At 62.8% G+C, this 20,407-nt stretch carries 18 protein-coding genes; 14 read left to right on the top strand and 4 right to left on the bottom strand.

Annotated features, from left to right (window positions below; genetic code table 11):
• Positions 1-47 precede the first annotated feature (47 nt).
• Genes BN32_RS10985 through BN32_RS11005 form a run of 5 tightly spaced genes read left to right on the top strand, consistent with a single transcriptional unit; the run spans position 48 to position 4,729 of the window.
• Positions 48-995 (top strand): branched-chain amino acid ABC transporter permease, encoded by a 948-nt coding sequence (locus BN32_RS10985; RefSeq protein ID WP_040425645.1) that lies wholly within the window; start codon positions 48-50, stop codon positions 993-995.
• Positions 992-2,293 carry a branched-chain amino acid ABC transporter permease gene (locus tag BN32_RS10990; RefSeq protein WP_019198242.1) on the top strand — a complete coding sequence of 434 codons (1,302 nt, stop codon included), beginning with the start codon at positions 992-994 and terminating at the stop codon, positions 2,291-2,293. The genes BN32_RS10985 and BN32_RS10990 overlap by 4 nt, the downstream gene beginning before the upstream one ends.
• The gene (locus tag BN32_RS10995) at positions 2,290-3,054 is read left to right on the top strand and encodes an ABC transporter ATP-binding protein (RefSeq protein WP_019198243.1); all 765 of its coding nucleotides are present in this window, start codon (positions 2,290-2,292) and stop codon (positions 3,052-3,054) included. Before BN32_RS10990 ends, BN32_RS10995 begins: the two co-directional genes overlap by 4 nt.
• On the top strand, positions 3,054-3,749 hold the full coding sequence (locus tag BN32_RS11000) for an ABC transporter ATP-binding protein (RefSeq protein WP_040425646.1): 696 nt from the start codon (positions 3,054-3,056) through the stop codon (positions 3,747-3,749). The genes BN32_RS10995 and BN32_RS11000 overlap by 1 nt, the downstream gene beginning before the upstream one ends.
• A 53-nt stretch (positions 3,750-3,802) precedes the next feature.
• Complete coding sequence (locus tag BN32_RS11005; RefSeq protein ID WP_019198246.1) at positions 3,803-4,729, top strand: cation diffusion facilitator family transporter; 927 nt, start codon at positions 3,803-3,805, stop codon at positions 4,727-4,729.
• Between the two features lie 177 nt (positions 4,730-4,906).
• Here the strand turns inward: BN32_RS11005 and BN32_RS11010 are convergent, their stop codons facing one another.
• Positions 4,907-5,581: a Crp/Fnr family transcriptional regulator gene (locus BN32_RS11010; protein ID WP_019198247.1), complete on the bottom strand. Its 675-nt coding sequence runs from the start codon at positions 5,579-5,581 to the stop codon at positions 4,907-4,909.
• A 270-nt stretch (positions 5,582-5,851) separates the two neighbouring features.
• Here BN32_RS11010 and BN32_RS11015 point away from each other — a divergent pair, with 270 nt between their 5' ends.
• The 8 genes from BN32_RS11015 (at position 5,852) to BN32_RS11050 (ending at position 15,536) form a co-directional block, all read left to right on the top strand.
• Positions 5,852-6,673, top strand: a complete 822-nt coding sequence (locus tag BN32_RS11015) for an ABC transporter ATP-binding protein (protein WP_040425647.1) — start codon at positions 5,852-5,854, stop codon at positions 6,671-6,673.
• A complete protein-coding gene (locus BN32_RS11020; RefSeq protein WP_040425648.1) occupies positions 6,670-8,601 on the top strand; it encodes a long-chain fatty acid--CoA ligase in 1,932 nt (643 codons plus the stop codon). The genes BN32_RS11015 and BN32_RS11020 overlap by 4 nt, the downstream gene beginning before the upstream one ends.
• Positions 8,598-9,491 (top strand): branched-chain amino acid ABC transporter permease, encoded by an 894-nt coding sequence (locus BN32_RS11025; RefSeq protein ID WP_019198250.1) that lies wholly within the window; start codon positions 8,598-8,600, stop codon positions 9,489-9,491. Before BN32_RS11020 ends, BN32_RS11025 begins: the two co-directional genes overlap by 4 nt.
• 2 nt (positions 9,492-9,493) lie before the next feature.
• Positions 9,494-10,567: a branched-chain amino acid ABC transporter permease gene (locus tag BN32_RS11030; protein WP_019198251.1), complete on the top strand. Its 1,074-nt coding sequence runs from the start codon at positions 9,494-9,496 to the stop codon at positions 10,565-10,567.
• Between the two features lie 55 nt (positions 10,568-10,622).
• Positions 10,623-11,903, top strand: coding sequence for an ABC transporter substrate-binding protein (locus BN32_RS11035; protein WP_019198252.1), 1,281 nt, complete (start codon positions 10,623-10,625; stop codon positions 11,901-11,903).
• 176 nt (positions 11,904-12,079) lie between these two features.
• A complete protein-coding gene (locus BN32_RS11040; RefSeq protein WP_019198253.1) occupies positions 12,080-12,919 on the top strand; it encodes an ABC transporter ATP-binding protein in 840 nt (279 codons plus the stop codon).
• Positions 12,920-13,048: 129 nt separating this feature from the next.
• Positions 13,049-14,281 (top strand): phenylacetate--CoA ligase family protein, encoded by a 1,233-nt coding sequence (locus BN32_RS11045; RefSeq protein ID WP_019198254.1) that lies wholly within the window; start codon positions 13,049-13,051, stop codon positions 14,279-14,281.
• A 49-nt stretch (positions 14,282-14,330) separates the two neighbouring features.
• Positions 14,331-15,536 (top strand): CaiB/BaiF CoA transferase family protein, encoded by a 1,206-nt coding sequence (locus BN32_RS11050; RefSeq protein WP_019198255.1) that lies wholly within the window; start codon positions 14,331-14,333, stop codon positions 15,534-15,536.
• A 104-nt stretch (positions 15,537-15,640) separates the two neighbouring features.
• Here the strand turns inward: BN32_RS11050 and BN32_RS11055 are convergent, their stop codons facing one another.
• On the bottom strand, positions 15,641-17,059 hold the full coding sequence (locus BN32_RS11055; RefSeq protein WP_019198256.1) for a hypothetical protein: 1,419 nt from the start codon (positions 17,057-17,059) through the stop codon (positions 15,641-15,643).
• A 138-nt stretch (positions 17,060-17,197) separates the two neighbouring features.
• On the bottom strand, positions 17,198-18,481 hold the full coding sequence (locus BN32_RS11060) for an MFS transporter (RefSeq protein WP_430641903.1): 1,284 nt from the start codon (positions 18,479-18,481) through the stop codon (positions 17,198-17,200).
• A gap of 262 nt (positions 18,482-18,743) precedes the next feature.
• Between BN32_RS11060 and BN32_RS11065 the strand changes: the two genes are divergently transcribed.
• Positions 18,744-19,025, top strand: a complete 282-nt coding sequence (locus BN32_RS11065) for a hypothetical protein (protein WP_040425650.1) — start codon at positions 18,744-18,746, stop codon at positions 19,023-19,025.
• Here the strand turns inward: BN32_RS11065 and BN32_RS11070 are convergent.
• Positions 18,938-20,341 (bottom strand): amidase family protein, encoded by a 1,404-nt coding sequence (locus BN32_RS11070; protein WP_019198258.1) that lies wholly within the window; start codon positions 20,339-20,341, stop codon positions 18,938-18,940. The genes BN32_RS11065 and BN32_RS11070 overlap by 88 nt on opposite strands.
• Between the last annotated feature and the right edge of the window lie 66 nt (positions 20,342-20,407).

Below are 20,407 nucleotides of genomic sequence, written 5' to 3' on the forward strand. Positions count from 1 at the left end.
CGGGGTGAACATGAGACCTTCATGTATCCGGGGGGAGTGCTGAGGTCGTGCTTGAACTAGTCGTCATATCTACATTGAACGGTATCCTGTTCGGGATGCTGTTATTCCTGATGGCCAGCGGCCTGACGGTGATCTTCAGCATGCTCGGCGTGCTGAACTTCGCGCATGCCAGCTTCTACATGCTCGGCGCCTTTTTCGGATTTCAGGTCAGCCGGTGGTTCGGCTTCTGGCCTGCCCTGCTGATCGCGCCGCTCCTTGCGGGAATTATCGGCGCCGGTGTCGAGCGCTTCGGCCTGCGCCGGGTCCACCGCAACGGCCATGTCGCCGAACTGCTGTTCACCTTCGGCCTTGCATTCGCGATCGAGGAAGTGGTGCAGATCATCTGGGGCAAGAGCCCGGTGGATTTCCGCGTGCCCGCCTCGCTCGATTTCCCCGCCTTCACGATCTTCTCGACCAACTATCCCGCCTACAAGATGTTCATGCTGCTGGTGTCGATCGGCATCTTCCTCGCGCTGCTCCTCGTGCTGAAGCGCACGCGGGTCGGCATGATCGTGCAGGCGGCGCTGACCCATCCGCACATGGTCGGCCATCTCGGCCACAATGTCGGGCGCATCTTCATGATGGTGTTCGGCGTCGGCACCGCGCTCGCCGCGGTGGCGGGCGTCATCGCAGGCCCGGCGCTGGTCACCCAGTCAAACATGGCCGGTCTCCTCGGGCCCATCCTGTTCGTCGTCGTGGTGGTCGGCGGGCTTGGCTCGCTGCCGGGCGCGTTCATCGCCTCGCTGCTGATCGGCCTTGTGCAGACTTTTGCGGTGTCGATGAACGGATCGCTGTCCGAAGTGTTCGGTCCGCTGAGCCCCGCCTATGCATCCACCTGGCTGGCCGATATCTGGAACGTCACTGTCGCGCAGGTCGCGCCGATCATGCCCTATGTGCTGCTGGTGCTGATCCTAGCGCTCCGTCCGATGGGTCTTTTGGGGACGCGTGAAACATGAGCGATATCACCGCACGCGCCGCGCCGCCGCCGCCGACCGCCGCCGACAACCTCAAGTTCTACGGGCTCTGGGCCGCTGTCGCGATCTTTTTGCTGGTGCTGCCGAAAGTTTTCGGCTCAGGCGGCGCCCTGACGACGTTCAGCCTGATCGGCATCTCGATCATCTTCGCGCTGTCCTACAACATCCTGCTCGGCCAGACCGGCATGCTGTCATTCGGCCACGCGGTCTATTACGGCCTCGGCGGCTTCCTCGTCATTCACGCCATCAACATCATCGGCGGCAACAAGTGGGCGATCCCGCTGCCGCTGGTGCCGCTGATCGGCGGCCTGACCGGCCTCGCCTTCGCGATCCTGCTCGGATGGGTGTCGACGCAACGCTCGGGCACCGCCTTCGCCATGATCTCGCTCGGCGTCGCCGAACTGGTTGCTTCCTCGGCGCTGATCCTGCGCACCTTCTTCGGCGGCGAAGCCGGCATCTCCGCCAACCGCACCAAGCTGCTGAGCGTGTTCGGCTGGAATTTCGGCCCGCAGATCCAGATCTACTATCTGGTGGCGGCCTGGACGCTGATCTGCATGATTGCGATGTACGCCCTCACCCGCACCCCGCTGGGGCGGATGTGCAATGCGGTTCGCGATAACCCGGAACGCGTGCAGTTCGTCGGCTACGATCCGCATGTGGTCCGCTACATCGCGTTCTGCTTCTCCGGCTTTTTTGCCGGCATCGCGGGCTCGCTCGCCGCCATCAACTTCGAGATTGCGAACTCGGCCTATCTCGGCGCGGTGCAGTCCGGCACCGTGCTGTTCGCCGCCTACATCGGCGGTATCGGCTTCTTCATCGGACCGATCGTCGGCGCGATCTTCGTCACGCTGCTGTCGCTTGGCCTCAGCGATCTGACCCATGTCTGGCAGCTTTACTTCGGGCTGTTCTTCATCGTGGTCGTGATGTACGCCCCCGGGGGCATCACGGGCCTCCTGATGATGCATCGTCCGCTGATCAGGGGCGGCACGCTCGGACGCGTCCTGCCGTCCTATCTGGTCGCGCTTGTTCCCACACTTGCACTGATGATCGGCCTGATGCTCGGAATCGAGTCTATCGTTCACTACACGATGAATCCGATGGAAGATCCAAATGTGAAGGCATTCGGAATTCCGTTCAACGCCGCGAACCCGGTCACGTGGGCTGTCGCGCTGGTCCTGATCGTCGGCGGCTTCAGCATTGCGCGCATGACATGGAAGCGGGCCGCCGTGGCTTGGGACGAGGCGCTGACCACAGCGCGTGCGAAGGAACTGGCAGCATGATGTCAGATGTGAAGCCCAACGCCATTGAAATCCGCGACGTTCAGAAGAGCTTCGGCATCACCAAGGTGATCCGCGACCTCAATCTGAAAGTGGCGCAAGGCGAACGCCATGCGCTGATCGGCCCGAACGGCGCCGGCAAATCGACCACGTTCAACCTCATCAGCGGCTATATGTCGCCGACCAGCGGCGAAGTGCTGATGCGCGGCGAGCGCATCGACAGCCTCGCGCCCTACCAGATCAACCGGCGCGGGCTGTCCCGCAGCTTTCAGGTCACCAACGTCTTCGCCAACATGACGGTGTGGGAAAATCTGCGCTGCGCGGTGCTGTGGGCGACGGGGCACAAATACGCATTCTGGAAAAGCGTCGACAACCTGCCTGAAGTGCGCGAGCGCACCGCGCAGATCCTGGAAGACATCAGCCTCACCTCGCGGCGTGACATCCCGGCTGGCCTTTTGACCTATGCCGAACAGCGCGCGCTGGAGATCGGCATCACCATCGCCGGCGGCGCCGACGTCATCCTACTCGATGAACCGACGGCGGGCATGAGCCACGCCGAAACCGAACGTGCGGTGGATCTGATCCGGCGTCTCACCGTGGGCAAGACGCTGCTAATCGTCGAGCACGACATGAGCGTGGTGTTCGGCCTCGCCGACCGCATCTCGGTTCTGGTCTACGGCCATATCATCGCATCCGGAACGCCTGAGGAAATCCGCAACAGTCCGAAGGTCAAGGAAGCCTATCTGGGCGAGGAAGCTGCCTGATGTTGGAAGTTCAGGATCTGCACGCCTATTACGGCAAGAGCCACATCCTTCAGGGTGTCGATATGCATATCGGCGCCGGCGAGGTCGTCAGCCTGCTGGGGCGCAACGGCGTCGGCCGCTCGACCACGGTCAAGGCGATCATGGGCGAAGTGCCGCCGCACGGCACCATCAAGTTCAAGGGGCAGGAGATCGCCGGTCTGCCGAGCTTCAGGATCGCGCATCTCGGGCTCGGCTACGTGCCCGAGCATCGCGACATCTTCCCCGGCCTCACCGTGCGGCAGAACCTGCTGCTCGGGGTCAAGGACACCAAGCGTCCGGGCAAATGGAAGCTCGACGACATGCTCGAGATGTTTCCGAACCTGAAGGAGCGCGCCGATACGGCCGCGGGCGTGCTGTCCGGCGGCGAAAAGCAGATGCTGACCATTTGCCGCACGCTGATGGGTGACCCCGAACTCGTCATGATCGACGAGCCGACCGAAGGTCTGGCGCCGCTGATCGTGCAGCAGGTCGGCGATCTGATCGCCGAAATCGCCCGGCGCGGCGTCGCCATCCTGCTGGTCGAACAGAAGCTGTCGATTGCGATGCGCATCTCGCACCGGGTCTACGTGATGGGCCACGGCCGCATCGTGTTCGAAGGCACCCCGGCCGATCTCAAGGCCAATCAGGCCATCCGCAAGGAGTGGCTCGAGGTGTGATATCGCCCGCCCTGCGATGTACGAGTCATCGCAGACCTGCCGGATGAACTCACATGCGGACCGAACAAAGCGTTCTGCGCCTGTCGATCGCGGTAACCCTGGCTCTGGCCGGGCTGGGGATTTTGTTCGGCCTGTTATCGGGGTCCTACGCGATTGTTTTCGACGGCGTCTATGCGCTGATCGACGCGGTGATGACGATCCTCGCTTTGCTGGTGTCCAACCTGATCGCGGCATCGACGCGGGACGGCGGCTCCAAGTCCAGGCTGATTGCGCAGTTCACCATGGGCTTCTGGCATCTGGAGCCGATGGTGCTGGGATTGAACGGCGTCCTCTTGATCGGCGCTGCGATTTACGCGCTGATCAATGCCATCGGCAGCCTGCTGACGGGCGGGCGTGAACTCGCATTCGATCAGGCGATTATCTACGCCGTGCTGATAACGCTCGCCGCGATCGGCATGGCGATCTTTGACATCAAGGCCAACCGGACCATTAAATCCAATTTCGTCGCTCTGGATGCAAAGGCCTGGATGATGTCGGCGGCGCTGACGGCCGCCCTGCTCGTGGCCTTCATCTTCGGCTACATGATTCAGGGCACGAGCCTGAAATGGATGTCGCCCTATATCGACCCTGCCGCGCTGGCGATCGTCTGCCTGATTGTCATTCCAATACCGATCGGCACGGTGCGTCAGGCGCTCGCCGACGCCCTGCTGGTCACGCCGCCGGACCTCATGCAGCACGTCGAGGCCATCGCCCGGCAAATCGTGCAACGCTATCAATTCCTGTCCTACCGGGCCTATGTCGCACGCGTCGGCCGCGGCCGGCAGATCGAATTGTACTTCATCGTTCCGGCCGGTTTGCCGCCAAAGCGGCTCGAGGAATGGGACAAGATCCGCGACGAGATTGGCGACGCGATCGGCAACGACACCCCCGACCGCTGGCTGTCCATTGTCTTTACGACCGATCTGGAATGGGCGGAGTGAGGCTTGCCGGCGCAGCGGACGTTCATCCCGTCATTGCGAGCAAAGCGAAGCAATCCAGAAGCAACAAACAAAGACTGGATTGCTTCGTCGCTACGCTCCTCGCAATGACGGCATAACTGCGCGGTTCGCACCATTTCACCTCTCCCCGCAAGAGCGGGGCGAGGGAGCGACGCACGCCTATTCCCCGTACCCGCGCAGCTTTTCCAGATCGATCACCGTCACGCCGCCGTATTCGAGCCGCAACAGACCTTCCTTCTCCAGCGTCTTGAGGCACTGGTTGGCGTTCTGGCGTGAGATTCCGGAAATCGCGCCAAGCTCCTCCTGCGTGATGTCCAGGTGGCGCGTATGATCCGGATACAGGATCGGGTTGAACAACGACGCGAGCGAGCGTGCGAGGCGCGCCTTCGCGTCCAGCATCCGGCCGTATTCGACCAATCCCATGAACTGGCCGAGGCGTTCGTTCAACAAACCCACAAGGAAGCGGTTGAACGCCACGCTGTTCTCGAACAGCCAGAAGAAGGTGGCGCGATCCATCAGCGCGAGGCGCGTATCGCGCAAGGCGACAGCGTCATATCGTCTGGCTTCGTTCTTGAGCACGGTTCCCTCGCCGAACCACGCGCCGTTGGTCATGCCGGTGAAGCTGACGGCCTTGCCGTCGCGCGAGCCAGTGCCGATCCGGACCAGTCCGGTGACGACGCCCATCCAGTATTCGAAATGATCGCCGCGCATGCAGATGAATTCGTTCGCGCCGAACGACTTTTCGATGACACCGGCGCGAGCAACTTCGATTTCCCGCTCGCTCAGGCCGCGCGACCAGACCGCAATACGCTTGAGGTAATCCGCAGAAACCATGCTGTCTCGACCGCCCTTCGCGTCGTGCAATGCTGCGACGCGGCAAAATGTCCTTCGGTATACCGCGCGCGCACCGAAATTGCCCAACGAATTGTCAGGCACAAGACATTTCGGTGTCGCGGTTTGCCGTAAGGACGACGACGGCAAACGCGTCCTGCGGCGCAAAACATCAATAGTAGAATGGCTTGCCACGGCCCCCCGGTATAGGATCGGGACCATAGCGGACCATAGATAAAGAGCGCGCCAAGCGCCGTATCTGGGAGGATTTGAGTGGCTTACGCATTGGAGGTGCGGGGGGTCTCACTGCGGTTCGGCGGCGTGCGCGCGCTGACCGACGTGAGCTTCGGCGTCAAGGAAGGCGAACTGTTTTCGATCATCGGGCCCAACGGCGCCGGCAAGACCTCGATCGTCAACTGCGTTTCCGGCCGTTACACCCCGACCGAGGGACAGCTTTTCTATCAGGACCGCGACATTACCGGCCTCAAGCCGAATGCACGCGCGGCGCTCGGCATTGGCCGTACATTCCAGAACCTGGCGCTGTTCCACCACATGACCGTGCTCGACAACATCATGGTCGGCCGGCATCACCTGCTGAAGAACAACTTCATCACCGGTTCGCTGTACTGGCTGACCGGCGCGCGGCGCGAGGAACTCGAACACCGCCGCAAGGTCGAAGAGATCATCGACTTCCTCGATCTGCAGTCGGTGCGCAAGGCGACCGCAGGCACCCTCTCCTACGGCCTGCGCAAGCGCGTTGAACTCGCGCGCGCCATGGCGCTGGAACCGAAACTCATTCTTCTCGACGAGCCGATGGCCGGCATGAACTTCGAGGAGAAGGAAGACATGGCCCGCTACATCGTCGATCTCAACGAAGAATACGGGATGACGGTGATGATGATCGAGCACGACATGGGCGTCGTGATGGACATTTCCCACCGCGTCACCGTGCTGGATTTCGGTCGCAAGATCGCCGAAGGCCTGCCCGCCGACGTGCTGGACGATCCGCACGTCAGAAAGGCCTATCTCGGCGAAGAAGACGAAGTGCTCGACGCTCTCGATGACACCAATCCCGTCGCGGAGGCCACAGCATGATGGATTATGCAGGCCGCGTCGCGCAGGCCGACACCTATCCCAAGATGCTGCGGCTCAACGCCAAAGAGCACGGCAACGCCATCGCGCTGCGCGAAAAGGACTTCGGTCTCTGGCGCGTTTTTTCGTGGAACGACTACCATACCCGCGTGCATGATTTCGCCCTCGGCATGATCGAGCTTGGACTGAAGCGCGGCGACGTCATCGGCATCATCGGCGACAACCGTCCGGACTGGGTGGCGGCGGAAATCGCGGCTCACGCCATCGGCGGCATGTCACTCGGCATGTATCGCGAGTCGCTGCCCGAGGAAGTGCTGTATCTGCTAACCTACGGCGAAACCAAGATCGTGTTCGCCGAAGACGAAGAGCAGGTCGACAAGCTGCTCGAACTCGGCGACCGCGCGCCGCATCTCAAGCACATCGTCTATTCCGATCCACGCGGCATGCGGAAATACAGCGACCCCCGGCTGATCGACGCCGCCAAGCTCGCGAAGATGGGCCGCGAGCGCGCCGCGCGCGAGCCGCAGCTCTACGATCAACTGGTCGACGCCACCAAGGCTGACGATGTCGCCATCCTCTGCACCACGTCCGGCACCACGTCGAATCCGAAGCTCGCGATGCTGACCGCTGGCAGCGTGCTGCGCCACTGCGCGGCGTATCTCTCCTTCGATCCCAAGGGCCCGGACGACGAGTATGTGTCGGTGCTTCCCCTGCCCTGGATCATGGAACAGGTCTACGCGCTCGGAAAGGGTCTGCTCTCCAGGATGAAGGTGAACTTCGTCGAGCAGGCCGATACCATGATGAACGACTTCCGCGAAATCGCGCCGACCTTCGTGCTGTTCGCGCCGCGCATCTGGGAAGCCATCGCCGCCGACGTCCGCGCGCGCGTGATGGATGCCTCGGCGATGAAGCAGAGCCTCTATGAAACCGGCATGAAGGCCGGGCTGTCGGCGCTGGATCAGGGCAAGACGTCGATGGTGGCGGAAACCCTGGTGTTCCGCGCGCTGCGTGACCGCCTCGGATTCACGCGGCTGCGGTCGGCAGCGACCGGCGGCGCTGCACTCGGTCCCGACACCTTCAAGTTCTTTCGCGCCATGGGCGTGCCGCTGCGTACGCTCTACGGCCAGACTGAAACGCTGGGCGCCTTCACGCTGCACAAGCCGGACGAGGTCGATCCCGACACCACTGGCGTTTCGATGTCAGACGAGATCGAGATCGAGGTCCGCGATCCCGACGTCAACGGTGTCGGCGAGATCGTGGTGCGCCATCCCAACATGTTCTCGGGTTACTACAAGAACGAGGCCGCTACCGCTGCGGAAGTGCGCGACGGCTGGATGCATTCGGGCGACGCCGGTTACTTCAACAAGGCGAAGCAGCTTGTGGTCATCGACCGCATCAAGGACATGGCGCAGACCGCGCGCGGCGACCGCTTCTCGCCGCAGTACATCGAAAACAAGCTGAAGTTCTCGCCCTACGTCGCCGAGGCCGTGGTGCTGGGCGACGGGCGCGACTACCTCGCGGCGATGCTCTGCATCCGCTTCTCCATCGTCTCGAAATGGGCCGAGAAGAACCGGATTTCCTTCACCACCTACACCGACCTGTCCTCGCGCCCGGAAACCTACGAACTGCTGCGCAAGGAAGTCGAAGCGGTCAACGCCACGCTACCGCCGGCGCAACGCATCTCCAAGTTCTTGCTGCTTTACAAGGAACTCGACGCCGACGACGGCGAGCTGACGCGCACCCGCAAGGTCCGCCGCACCGTCATCAATGACAAGTACGCCGACATCATTAATGCGATCTACGGCGGCAAGCCGGACATCGACATCGACACCGTGATCCGTTTCCAGGACGGCACCACGCAGCGCATCCGCTGCACGCTGCCCGTCATCGACCTCGGCGCGCGCAGAAAGACGGCGGAGGCCGCAGAGTGAACACCCAGCTTCTGATCCAACTCCTCATCAACGGTCTCGTGGTCGGTACGCTTTATGGCGTCGTCGCGATGTCGTTCGTGCTGATCTACAAGGCGACGCAGGTGGTCAACTTCGCGCAGGGCGAGTTGCTGCTGATCGGCGCGTGGGTGTGCTGGTTCCTGCTCACCAAATATCAGGTGCCGTTCTGGATCGGCATGCCGATCACGCTGGTCTTCATGTTTATCTTCGGCATCCTGATCCAGCTCATCATCCTGCGCCCGATGATCGGCGAGCCGATCATTTCTGTCATCATGGTGACCATCGCGCTGTCCACGGTGTTCTCGGCGCTGATGAAATGGATGTTCGGCGTCAATCTCCAGCCGTTTCCGAAAATCTTCAACACCCAGCTGGTCAATATCTTCGGGATGCAGGTCCAGACCGTCTACATCCTCAGCCTCGCGGTGTCGGTGGCGATGATGGGTGGCATGGCATGGTTCTTCAAGGTCTCGAAATACGGCCTCGCCATGCGCGCGACCGCGTTCAACCAGCAGGTCGCGCAGTCCCTCGGCATTTCGGTGAAAAGCGTGTTCGCGATGGCGTGGGCGATTTCCGCGACCGTGTCGGCGGTGGCCGGCGTCGTGGTGGCTGTGGTCAACGGCGTATCGGCGGGCCTCGCAGCCTACGGCATCAAGGTCTTCCCCGCGGCGATCCTCGGCGGCCTCGACAGCGTCGGCGGCGCGGTGGTCGGCGGCATCATCATCGGGCTGCTTGAGAACGTCGCGCACTTCGTCGACAGCGAATACCTGCACTGGGGCAACCTGTTCGAGATCGCGCCGTTCTACGCACTTATCATCATCCTCATGATCAAGCCTTACGGCCTGTTCGGCACCAAAGACATCGAACGGATCTGATCATGGCAGGCCAAACCCTCCTCCCCGCAGGCGACTACCGCACGACTTACGCGTCGGACACCACCGTGTTCCCGACCACGACCAGCCGGAACATGATGGTCGCCGGCATCGTTCTGATCTGTTTCGCGCCCTATGTGCTGAACGAATACAGCCTCAGCCTGCTGATCCAGATCGGCATCTTCGGTATCGCCGCGCTCGGCCTCAACATCGTGGTCGGCTTCACCGGGCAGATTTCCATCGGCCACGCGGCCTTCTTCGGATTCGGCGCATTTACCTCGGCCTACGTGTCGAGCAAGCTTCACGTGCCGGTGTTCTTCGCCATTCCGCTGTCGGGTCTCGTCACAGCGCTGGTCGGCCTGATCTTCGGCCTCCCCGCTGCGCGGCTGAAAGGTCTTTACCTTGCGATCGCGACGCTGGCCGCGCAATTCATCCTGCTCGACTTCTTCTCGCGCGCCGAATGGTTCACTGGCGGCAGCGTTCCGGCCCACGCCGAACCGTTTTCGATTTTCGGCCAGGTGTTGCGCGGCGACCGCCAGTATTTCTACGTCGTGCTGGCTTACGTGATCGTCTGCTATCTTCTGGTGACCAACCTGATGCGGACGCGTGACGGGCGCGCGCTGGTCGCAGTGCGCGATCATTACCTGTCCGCCGAAATCATGGGCATCAACCTCACCAAATACCGAACGCTTTCGTTCGGATTGGCTGCATTCTTTGCCGGCGTCGGCGGCGCGCTCTACGCCCATTACAATCAGGTGGTGTCCAACGAAGGTTTCGGCATCGACCGCTCCATCATCTTCCTCGCCATGATCATCATCGGCGGCATTGGTTCGATCATGGGCACGTTGCTCGGCACCGCCTTCATGGTTCTGCTGCCGGAATCGATGGAGTGGATCAGCGCCGCGCTCAGCGGCAGCGCGATCGATCATGCCCTTGGACTCAAGAACAACATCGCATTCTTGCGCGAGATGGCCATCGGCGTCATCATCATTGTCTTTTTGATCTTCGAGCCGGACGGACTTGCTCACCGGTGGCGGCAAATCAAGGCTTACTGGAAACTCTACCCGTTCTCGCATTGAGGTCGGAACGGGACAAAAACAAAAGACCTCGAGAGGAAACCGGAGGATTACGCTTATGACCATGACGAAATTATTGAGTACAGCGTCACTCGCCCTGCTGCTCGGCGGCACTGCCGGCGTGGCTCAGGCGCAGGTTTCGCTGGGCCATCTCGCCGATTATTCCGGCGCGACATCCGACGTCGGAACACCGTACGGACAAGGCGTCGCCGACGCATACGCCTGGATCAACAAGAACGGCGGCATCGGCGGCAAGCCGGTGAAGATCGACACCGTCGACTACGGCTACCAGGTGCCGCGCGCGATCGCGCAGTACAAGAAGTGGTCCGGCGCGGACAAGGTCGCCGCGATCATCGGCTGGGGCACGGCGGATACCGAAGCTCTCACCGGCTTCCTCGCCCAGGACAAGATCCCGGACATCTCGGCATCGTACTCGGCGGCGCTGTCCGATCCGACCGGCGCAGGCGGCAAGGGCAAGGCAGCGCCCTACAACCTGTTCTATGGTCCGAGCTATTCGGACGCGCTGCGTGGCATGCTGACCTGGGCAGCGGACGACTGGAAGACGAAGGGAAAATCCGGCAAGCCCAAGTACGTCCACATGGGTGCAAACCATCCGTATCCGAACGCACCAAAGGCCGCCGGCGAAACGCTCGCCGCCGAACTCGGCTTCGATGTTCTGCCTGCCATCGTGTTCGCCCTGACGCCGGGCGACTACAGCGCGCAGTGCCTGACCCTGAAGAGCTCGGGTGCAAACTACGCCTATCTCGGCAACACCGCCGGCTCCAACATCTCGGTGCTGAATGCCTGTAAGGCCGCCGGCGTCGATGTCCAGTTCATGGGAAACGTCTGGGGCATGGACGAGAACGCCGCGAAGGCCGCCGGTGCAGCCGCCGACGGCGTGGTGTTTCCGCTGCGCACCGCAGTGGCCTGGGGCGGCAACGCTCCCGGCATGAAGACCATGCAGGACATTTCCAAGATGTCCGACGCTGCGGGCACCACCTATCGGCCGGTTCACTACATCGCCGGTGTCTGCACCGCGCTCTATATGAAGGAAGCCCTCGAGTGGGCCGCCAAGAACGGCGGCGCGACCGGCGAGACCGTTCTCAAAGCCTTCTATCAGAAGAAGGATTGGGTTCCGGCCGGAATGGAAGGCGTCTGCAATCCTTCGACCTGGACCGAGAAGGATCACCGCCCGACGCTGAAGGTCGACATCTATCGCATGAAGGTGTCCGGCGCGACCGACGCGTCGGTTGCCGATCTCGTCAAGAACGGCGCGATCAAGCTCGACAAGGTGAAGACCGTCGATCTGCCGCGCAAGCCGGAATGGCTCGGCTGGTAAAGTGACGAATGTTGGCTGACTCCCTCCCCCTTGTGGGGAGGGTCGGCCAAGCGAAGCGGAGGCCGGGATGGGGGCCGACAACAATCCCCCACCCGGCGCGTTGTTCGCTTCGCTCTCAACACGCCACCCTCCCCACAAGGGGGAGGGATGAAGAAGAACTCATCGGAGCCAAGCTCGTGCAGCCCACGTTGCAAACAGATGCCCGACCCGCCACCGCGACCACTGCCGCGCCGCTGCTGGCCGTGCGCAACATTGAAGTCGTTTACGACAATGTCATCCTTGTGCTGCGCGGCTTGAGCATGGACGTGCCGAAGGGCGCGATCGTCGCACTGCTTGGCGCCAACGGCGCAGGCAAGTCGACCACACTGAAGGCGATCTCCGGATTGCTCAAGACCGAGGACGGCGAAGTCACGCGCGGCGAGATCGTATTCGACGGCGAGCGCATCGACGGCATCGATCCTGACAAGATCGTGCGGCGTGGAATCTTTCAGGTGATGGAAGGCCGCCGCATCATCTCGGACATGACGTCGCTGGAAAACCTGCGGCTCGGCGCATTTACCCGCAACGACAAGAACGTCGATGACGACATCGACATGGTCTACAGATATTTCCCCCGCCTCAAGGAACGCACCGGCCTTGCCGGTTATCTCTCCGGCGGCGAACAGCAGATGCTGGCGATCGGCCGGGCGATGATGGCGCGCCCGAAGATGATCCTGATGGACGAACCGTCGATGGGTCTGTCGCCGCTGCTGGTCAAGGAAGTGTTCGGCATCATCAAGCAGATCAACCGCGACCTCGGCGTGACCATTCTTCTTGTCGAGCAGAACGCGCGCGCGGCCCTCTCCGTCGCAAGCCATGGCTACATCATGGAGCAAGGCAAAGTCGTGCTCGACGGTACCGCCGACGAGCTGCGCGACAACGAGGACGTCAAGGAATTCTATCTCGGCGGCGCGGGCGACCAGCGCAAGAGTTTCAAAAACCTGAAAAGCTTCAAGCGCCGCAAGCGCTGGCTGTAATCACATCCGTCATTGCGAGCGCAGCGGAGCAATCCAGAGATGGCCGCAGCAAACTTGCGGTGAGAATAAACACAAGACTGGATTGCTTCGTCGCTTCGCTCCTCGCAATGACGAACAAATGGACTACCGATGACCAACCATTACGACGCTCTCGAAACACGCTCGCCATCGCAGCGCGACGCCGACCTGTTCGCCCGGCTGCCCGACGTGCTGCGTGCGGCGGCGAAAGCACCGGCCTATGCCGAGCGCTTCAAGGGCATCGACCTCGCCTCCATCACCAGCCGCGCCGCGCTGGCAAAACTGCCGGTGCTGCGCAAATCCGAACTGCCGGTCCTGCACAAGGCCGCGCCGCCGTTCGGCGGTTTCGTCTCCCCGCCCGCGGGATCATTCGGCCGCCTGTTCACGTCGCCCGGGCCGATTTTTGAGCCGGAGGTCGCTGCCGACGATCCATGGCGCGGCGCGCGCGCGCTGTACGCAGCGGGCTTCCGGCCCGGCGATATCGTCCTCAACACCCTCAGCTATCATCTGACACCGGGCGGCTTTATCTTCGACAGCGCCGCCCGCGCACTCGGCTGCGCCGTGATTCCCGCCGGTCCCGGCAATACGGAACAGCAGTTTGAGCTCATCGAAGCCTATCGTCCGGTCGCCTATACCGGCACACCGGACTTTTTGAAGATCCTGCTCGATGCAGGCAAAACCGCCGGACGCGACATGTCATCGATCAAGCGCGCGCTCGTCTCCGGCGCGGCGTTTCCCAAATCGCTTCAGGAGGAGATGAAGTCACGCGGTATCGATGCCTATCAGATGTTCGGCACCGCCGATCTCGGCGTTGTCGCCTATGAAACTGCAGCACGCGACGGTCTGGTGGTGAACGAGAACGTCATTGTCGAGATCGTCAAGCCCGGAACCGGTGAGCCGGTGGCGGACGGCGATGTCGGCGAGATCGTCGTCACCACACTCGATCCGCATCATCCGTGGGTTCGCCTGGCGCTCGGCGATCTCAGCGCCGTGCTGACGGGGCAAAGCCCGTGCGGGCGCACCAACATGCGCATCAAGGGCTGGATGGGCCGGGCCGACCAGACCACCAAGGTCAAGGGCATGTTCGTACGGCCCGAGCAGATCGCCGAAATCGGCAAGCGGCACCCCGAATTGGGGCGGTTGCGCCTCATTGTGACGCGCGAGAGCGAAGTCGATGTCATGACCCTGTCTGCGGAATGCCCGTCCAGCGGCGAAACCCTGCGGGACGAGGTTGCGTCGACCCTGCGTGCCGTGACAAAGCTACAGGGCAATGTCACCCTGGTGGCACCGGGCTCGCTGCCGAATGACGGCAAGGCGATCTCGGACGAGCGCAAGAACGACTGATACGGGTCACCTCCCAGGCGGCCCTTAACAAAAAAAGGGAACAAACCGCATGGGTCGGGGAATTTTCGAAGGTCTCAAGGTCATCGACTGCGCCAGCTTCATCGCAGCCCCCGCGGCGGCGACGGCGCTCTCCGACTTCGGGGCCGACGTCATCAAGATCGAACCGCCGGGCGGAGGCGATCCGGTCCGCAACCTGCCGCATTTGCCTGGATATCCGATCAGCCCGCACAACTATGCGTGGATGCTGGAAGGCCGCAACAAGAAGAGCCTCGCGCTCGACCTGAGCAAGCCCGAGGGCCAGGCCGTGCTGCGCAAGCTCGCCGCCGACTGCGACGTGTTCATCACCAATTTCCCGCCTCCGGTCCGCAAGAAGCTCGGCGTGACCTACAAGGATCTCGCGCCGCTCAACGACCGTCTGGTCTATGCGTCGTTCACCGGCTACGGCGAGATCGGCGCGGAAGCCGACAAGCCCGGTTTCGACAGCAACGCATGGTGGGCGCGCTCGGGCCTGATGGATCTGGTGCGCGAAACCGACGAGAGCACACCCGCCCGCTCGATGCCCGGCATGGGCGATCATCCCTGCGCGATGTCGATGTTCGCCGGCATCGTCACCGCGCTCTATCAGCGCGAGCGCACCGGCAAGGGCACGCAGGTGATGTCCAACCTGATGGTCAACGGCATATGGTCCAACGGCATCTATGCGCAGGCTGCGCTCTGCGGCGCGACCTTCCAGAAGCGCCCGCCGCGCGACCGCGCGCTGAATGCCGTCACCTGCCACTACAAGTGCAGCGACGACCGCTGGATCATCCTGTCGCTGCTCAATGAAGAGAAGCAGTTTCCCGTCTTCGCCAAGGTCATCGATCGCGAAGACCTGCTGACCGATCCGCGCTTCGAGAACAAGCCGATCCGCCACAAGAACGCGCCGGCACTGATCGCAATTCTGGACGAGGTGTTTGCGACCAAACCCCTCGCCCACTGGCGCAAGACTCTCGACGGCAACGGTCTCATTTTTGGCGTCGTCGGCATTCCGGCTGACATCCCGGACGATCCGCAGATGCGCGAAACCGAAGCGGTTGTGCAGTTCGCCGACAGCGATCTGCGCACCATCAACACGCCGATCTTCATCGAGGGTGCGAAGAAAGTGCAGCCGCGCATGGCGCCCAATGTCGGACAGGACAGCGACGAGGTGTTGCAGGCTGCGGGGTTCAACGCCGCAGAAATCGCCAAGATGCGCGCTGCGGGGATTGTAGCGTAATAGCGCGGAAAGTCCCGCCATCGTCATTGCGAGCGCAGCGAAGCAATCCAGAAAGCCACCGACTGGATTGCTTCGTCGGTTCGCTCCTCGCAATGACGGGTGCGTTAATTGCTCTTCGGAAAACAGAATCCCGCGTCAGAGTCCTTCGCGCCGGTTGCCTGACACGTCAGCCCCTCTGCACAGCTCCATGACATGAAACTCCTGTCAGGCGCGGCGTTCGCGCCGACCGCGTAACACAACGCGCCCCACCCGTTCACATAGGTCGTACCGGTCAGCTCGGTCGAGCGACGTGCCTGCGGGCGCGCGGAGAATCCCCGCGAGAAATCCGGCGGGCGGCCGTCGCGGAACGCGATCAGAACATCGCGGCGGCGTTCCTGATCGCCGAAGAAATGCGGCGACCCTGCCGCCACCACCGCACCCGCCGCCCATTCCAGCCGCTCCGCTCCCGGCAGATGAAAGCCGCCGATTGCGCGGGTCTGGTGGCATCCACTGCATGTCATGTCATTCAGCCTGCGCGCAAAGCCCGCCGGAGACAGAAGGTTTTGTAGCGGCGCATTGGCGGATGCTCTGCCCAGAGCGGTTACGATGTCGTCGTTTGTGAACAGTTCACGCGCTTTGTTGTTCAGATCGTCATGCGCCGGCGTCACGTTGATGGCGCTCGATGCAAGAAACCGATCCGGCAACACGATGGTCCCGCGATCGAGGTCCGCGATCCGGACCGGATCGAGCAGCCATTGCCTGAAGTCTGCTGCAAGCGTGGCATCGGCCCGAATTCGCGCGGCGTCGATCTGGTTTTCCAGCGGCGACTCTTCGAAGCGCGTCCCGTCATAGCGAAACACCTTCATCAGGTAGTCCGCCCTGCCCTCGAAGTCGTTGACGTCTGCCGACGCGCGCGCGATCTGCACGTCGATCTCGATGCGATCGATGGCCTCGCGCGTGACCCATTCGAGCGCGCCGCCCCTGGCGGCGAGCATTGCCGCGCTGTCTGCCGTCGGTGGTTGATCGGCCAGAGCGAGCCACCGCCGCGCCAGTTCGGAGCACGTCACATCAACGCTTGCAGGCTTCGCCTTCATGACAAGGTTAAGCGTCATCGGCAGCCGCGACGGCGGAGTATCCTTGCTGGTGGAATCGTTGTTGGCGATGGGCCGGTAGATCAGCCGGATCTCGCCGCACTCACCGGGCGATACATAAGCGCGGTCCATCCGGTTGACGATACCGGCCAGATCGAACCGCGTGCCCGGTGCGTTGAGCGCATCGCGATCGAACAGATGAAGCTTGTCGAGATCGTCCCTGTGCTGGAGGACATAGCCGTTGAAATCGCGGTCGGTCGTGGTTTGCAACGGCGCCATCGACGGCAATGCGAACAACGCCGCGCCCGAGCTGTTGGCCTCCGCGCCGAGCAGCTTGCCGAGGCTCAGTCCCGAGTTGTCGAGACGTCGCAGAATTTCGGGATCGGTGATGGCAACGCCGCGCTCCATCGCAGCCGCGTGACCCGCCGTCGCCGCAAGGGCCGTCGGAAGCATCACGCAAAGCGCCTGAAGGATTACGCGAACTCGCATGACATCCGTTCTGCGACGCCGTTTGCCCTTTGCCAAGTCAAAGGTTGGAGAGCGTCCGCGAGAAAAAAAGAACGTACTTTCGGGAATAAACGCACAAGCCGTCTAGACAGGGGCATCGGCGGGATTTGCACCCTCCCGCCATTTGCGCAGCCGCGTGACCGCGATGATCAGCAACGCCGCGCCGGCCAGCGCCCAGCACAGGATTGGCGTCCACTGCAGCAAGGCCTCATAGGCGGAATTTCTGGTCAGACCACCCGCCACGGCGGCGATCCGCGTGAATGTCGCCAGCGCCAGCGCCGAAAACATCAGGCCGAGCACCTTGCCTTCTGCGCCGCCGCTAACCGCGATGGCCGCGGCAACCGCGCTCATCAGGATGCAGCCCCACGCCGCACCCGCCAGGAACTGCATCGCGATCATGGTGTTAAGCCCGGTCGCGTTCTCCATGCCGAACACTGCGCCGGCGCCGAGCAACCCCGCGCCGCCGATCACCAGCAGCCCGCCGAGCCGCCGCGTGACGAAGCTCGCCGGAAACATCGCGATATTGAATCCGATCCAGTATACCGGCATCAGCCATTGCAGGTCGGGCTGCTTGGCGAAACGCAGGAACAGCTGCCCGCTGTTGACGCTAAAATGCAGCTGATAGCCGAGCGCGAGAACCAGCACTGCGACAATGAAGATCAGCGTCAGCGTGCCCCACGATTTCGGCATCGCAAGCGGCTTGCGTTCCGGCGCGCTCAACTTGCCTTCACGCAACTGGTGTTCGATCCACGACATCATCAGCGCGGTGAGCAGCAGCACCACGGTCGAGACCACGAAGGGTATTCGCGGATCGTGATTGCGCAACACGACGCCGAGATACGGCGAGACCGCGCCTGCGATGCCGTAGCCGAGCATGACGAGACACGACAACATCGGGATCGACGGCTTCGCCGCGAACTTGCCGAGCAGCGCCAGCGGCGGCGCGCGCAACGCGGACGATGTGACCACCCATGTCAGCGTCAATGCGAGCAGCGCGATCTTCGCGTTCGGGCCGAGATCGGCCACGAACGGCAGCGCAATGAACGCGGCGCAGGACACCACAGTCAGCCAGATGACAACCCGGCTGAGGCGGCCGACGATCGGCGTCATGCGATCAGCCGCGATGCCCATCAGCGTGTCGGTGATGGTGAAGATCGCCTGATCGAGCAGAAGAATGACGACGACCGCAGACGGAGGAAGTCCGACCTTGGCGGCGAGTTGCGGCAGATAGACGACGTAGACCGTCCAGCCCAAAGTGAAGAACAGTTGCAGCAGCGCAAGGTAAATGCCGACCTTGCGGTTGCTCGCCGGCATCGTCGCGGACTCGTCCGCCGGCTCAACCCGGCCCGCCGTCTTCGTCTGGCTCATGTCCACCCGCCCCCGCGTGCACAGAGAATAACCGGCATGCTCGCCCTCGCAAGCGGCGGCGTCTGCCGCCTTTCCGGTTGGACGGCCCCGCATGGCGGCAGGTTCAACGCCAGATTCCTTCGCATAGCCAAGGCATTGGCTCGCTAATCAGGTTTTGGTGGAAATTTTGATCGTTCAACGGGACTCGCGGTGAACGATTGGCTAACATCGGCGTTGGTGACTGCCGGGCAGACTTGACCAAGGCAGATCCGGGAGCCGCATCATGACGACGGCCAAAGCAGCGACAGAGGCTGTCTCGTTCGACGAGCAACTGAAGCATGCCCGTGAACTCGTCGTCGAGGGACACCGCCTGCTTTACGTTGCCAACCGCGATCTCAAGGCCGGACGCAGCGTGGTCCGGCGCACGCAGCAGCTTCTCGCCGACACCGAGAGCGTCTTCCGTGCCAAGCGCCGCCTTCAGGCCAATACAGGATCAATCGGGCTTGCGGGCACGCCGCCCGCCTCGATGGCCTCGCCCGCCAGCAAGCAGAGATCTTCCCTGTAACGTCCCGCGACGATCTGAACGCCGACAGGAACGCGGCCCACCAGCCCGGTCGAGATCGTCAGCCCCGGCATGCCGATGAACGGCAGCGCAATCTGCGGCATCTGCGCGCGGAGTACGCGGTGCAGGGATGCGTCGCCCTTGAGATCGAGTTGCCATGGGAACGGCAGTTCTCCGCACGGCGGCATGACGATCACGGCATAGGTCTCGAAAAACATCTCCCACGCGCGCACTAGCGTGGCGCGCCGTGTCAGCAGCTTCGAGAACACGGCAAGATCCAGCGATCGCGCGACCTTCTCCTGATCGCGCAGAATGGCCAGCGCGCCGGGATCGCCCTCGCGCTCGGCAGCATCCCGCAGAGCGTCATAGCCGTCCGATAGCCAGAGCTTCATCTGCAGGTCGGCGGCCTCCTCGAAGGGCGGTATTTCGGTGATCTCCTCGACGGTCCAGCCCGCACGCGCCAGCCGCTTGCCCGCGTCGGCAACGGCATCGCTGACCTCCTTCACGGTCTCCAGACCATCAGGCCGCAGGCAGATCGCCGCGCGCTTCTCGCGGACTGGACCTTCCAGCGGCGCAGGCACCCACCAGGGATCGCGCGGATCGCGCTTCGACATGGCGTGAAAGGCCAGCCGCACATCGCCAACGGTCCGCGCCAGCGGACCCGACACCGCCGTGATTTGCGGGCCGATCGCCCGCTCCGGGGACGACGCGTTGAAGGCCGGGATGCGCCCGAGCGTCGGCCGCAGGCCGTGGACCCCGCAGGCATAGGCCGGGTAGCGGACCGATCCCGCAATGTCGGTGCCATGGGCGATGTGTCCGATACCGGCTGTCAGGGCCGCCGCCGCGCCGCCTGACGATCCGCCGGGCGTGATCGATGGGTCGCGCGGGTTTCTCGTCTCGCCGTGGATCAGATTTGTCGTGAACCACCGGGCCGAAAAGGCCGGCGTGTTGGTGCGTCCGACGATGACCGCCCCCGCCTTGCGCAGATTATCGACCACCGGGCTGTTGGTCTGCGCCACAAGGTCACGCTGCAGCGTCAGTCCGTTCGTGGTAGCGAATCCGGCCTGATCGACGTTGACCTTGATGGTGATGGGCACACCGGCGAGCGTGCCCGCATCGGCGCCCTTCGCAATTGCGGCATCGACGGCATCGGCCTGTGCCAGCGTTTCTTCGGGCCGGTGATCGATCACCGCGTTGATCGCAGGATTGACCGTATTCAGCCGGGCCAGCGCAGCGGATGCGGCCTCCCTTGCTGAAATCTTGCGGGAGCGGATCTGCGAGGCAAGTTCAGTAGCCGAGAGTCGCCAAATGTCGTTCATTGCAATTCCTGTTCAACAGCCGTTGCCGCTTCGATGTCGCGGCCGTTATAGTAACGGTGAAACGCT

It is taken from the genome of Afipia birgiae 34632 (assembly GCF_000308295.2).
Taxonomy (GTDB): domain Bacteria; phylum Pseudomonadota; class Alphaproteobacteria; order Rhizobiales; family Xanthobacteraceae; genus Afipia; species Afipia birgiae.

What these genes read in the sequence shown, in the direction of transcription:
- BN32_RS11060 (WP_430641903.1), bottom strand. Translation starts at nt 18,481, where the DNA reads ATGAGCCAGACGAAGACGGCGGGCCGGGTTGAGCCGGCGGACGAGTCC.
- BN32_RS11010 (WP_019198247.1), bottom strand. Translation starts at nt 5,581, where the DNA reads ATGGTTTCTGCGGATTACCTCAAGCGTATTGCGGTCTGGTCGCGCGGC.
- BN32_RS11020 (WP_040425648.1), top strand. Translation starts at nt 6,670, where the DNA reads ATGATGGATTATGCAGGCCGCGTCGCGCAGGCCGACACCTATCCCAAG.
- BN32_RS11000 (WP_040425646.1), top strand. Translation starts at nt 3,054, where the DNA reads ATGTTGGAAGTTCAGGATCTGCACGCCTATTACGGCAAGAGCCACATC.
- BN32_RS10990 (WP_019198242.1), top strand. Translation starts at nt 992, where the DNA reads ATGAGCGATATCACCGCACGCGCCGCGCCGCCGCCGCCGACCGCCGCC.
- BN32_RS11050 (WP_019198255.1), top strand. Translation starts at nt 14,331, where the DNA reads ATGGGTCGGGGAATTTTCGAAGGTCTCAAGGTCATCGACTGCGCCAGC.
- BN32_RS11005 (WP_019198246.1), top strand. Translation starts at nt 3,803, where the DNA reads ATGCGGACCGAACAAAGCGTTCTGCGCCTGTCGATCGCGGTAACCCTG.
- BN32_RS11055 (WP_019198256.1), bottom strand. Translation starts at nt 17,059, where the DNA reads ATGCTTCCGACGGCCCTTGCGGCGACGGCGGGTCACGCGGCTGCGATG.
- BN32_RS11035 (WP_019198252.1), top strand. Translation starts at nt 10,623, where the DNA reads ATGACCATGACGAAATTATTGAGTACAGCGTCACTCGCCCTGCTGCTC.
- BN32_RS11030 (WP_019198251.1), top strand. Translation starts at nt 9,494, where the DNA reads ATGGCAGGCCAAACCCTCCTCCCCGCAGGCGACTACCGCACGACTTAC.
- BN32_RS11045 (WP_019198254.1), top strand. Translation starts at nt 13,049, where the DNA reads ATGACCAACCATTACGACGCTCTCGAAACACGCTCGCCATCGCAGCGC.
- BN32_RS11065 (WP_040425650.1), top strand. Translation starts at nt 18,744, where the DNA reads ATGACGACGGCCAAAGCAGCGACAGAGGCTGTCTCGTTCGACGAGCAA.
- BN32_RS11070 (WP_019198258.1), bottom strand. Translation starts at nt 20,341, where the DNA reads ATGAACGACATTTGGCGACTCTCGGCTACTGAACTTGCCTCGCAGATC.
- BN32_RS10995 (WP_019198243.1), top strand. Translation starts at nt 2,290, where the DNA reads ATGATGTCAGATGTGAAGCCCAACGCCATTGAAATCCGCGACGTTCAG.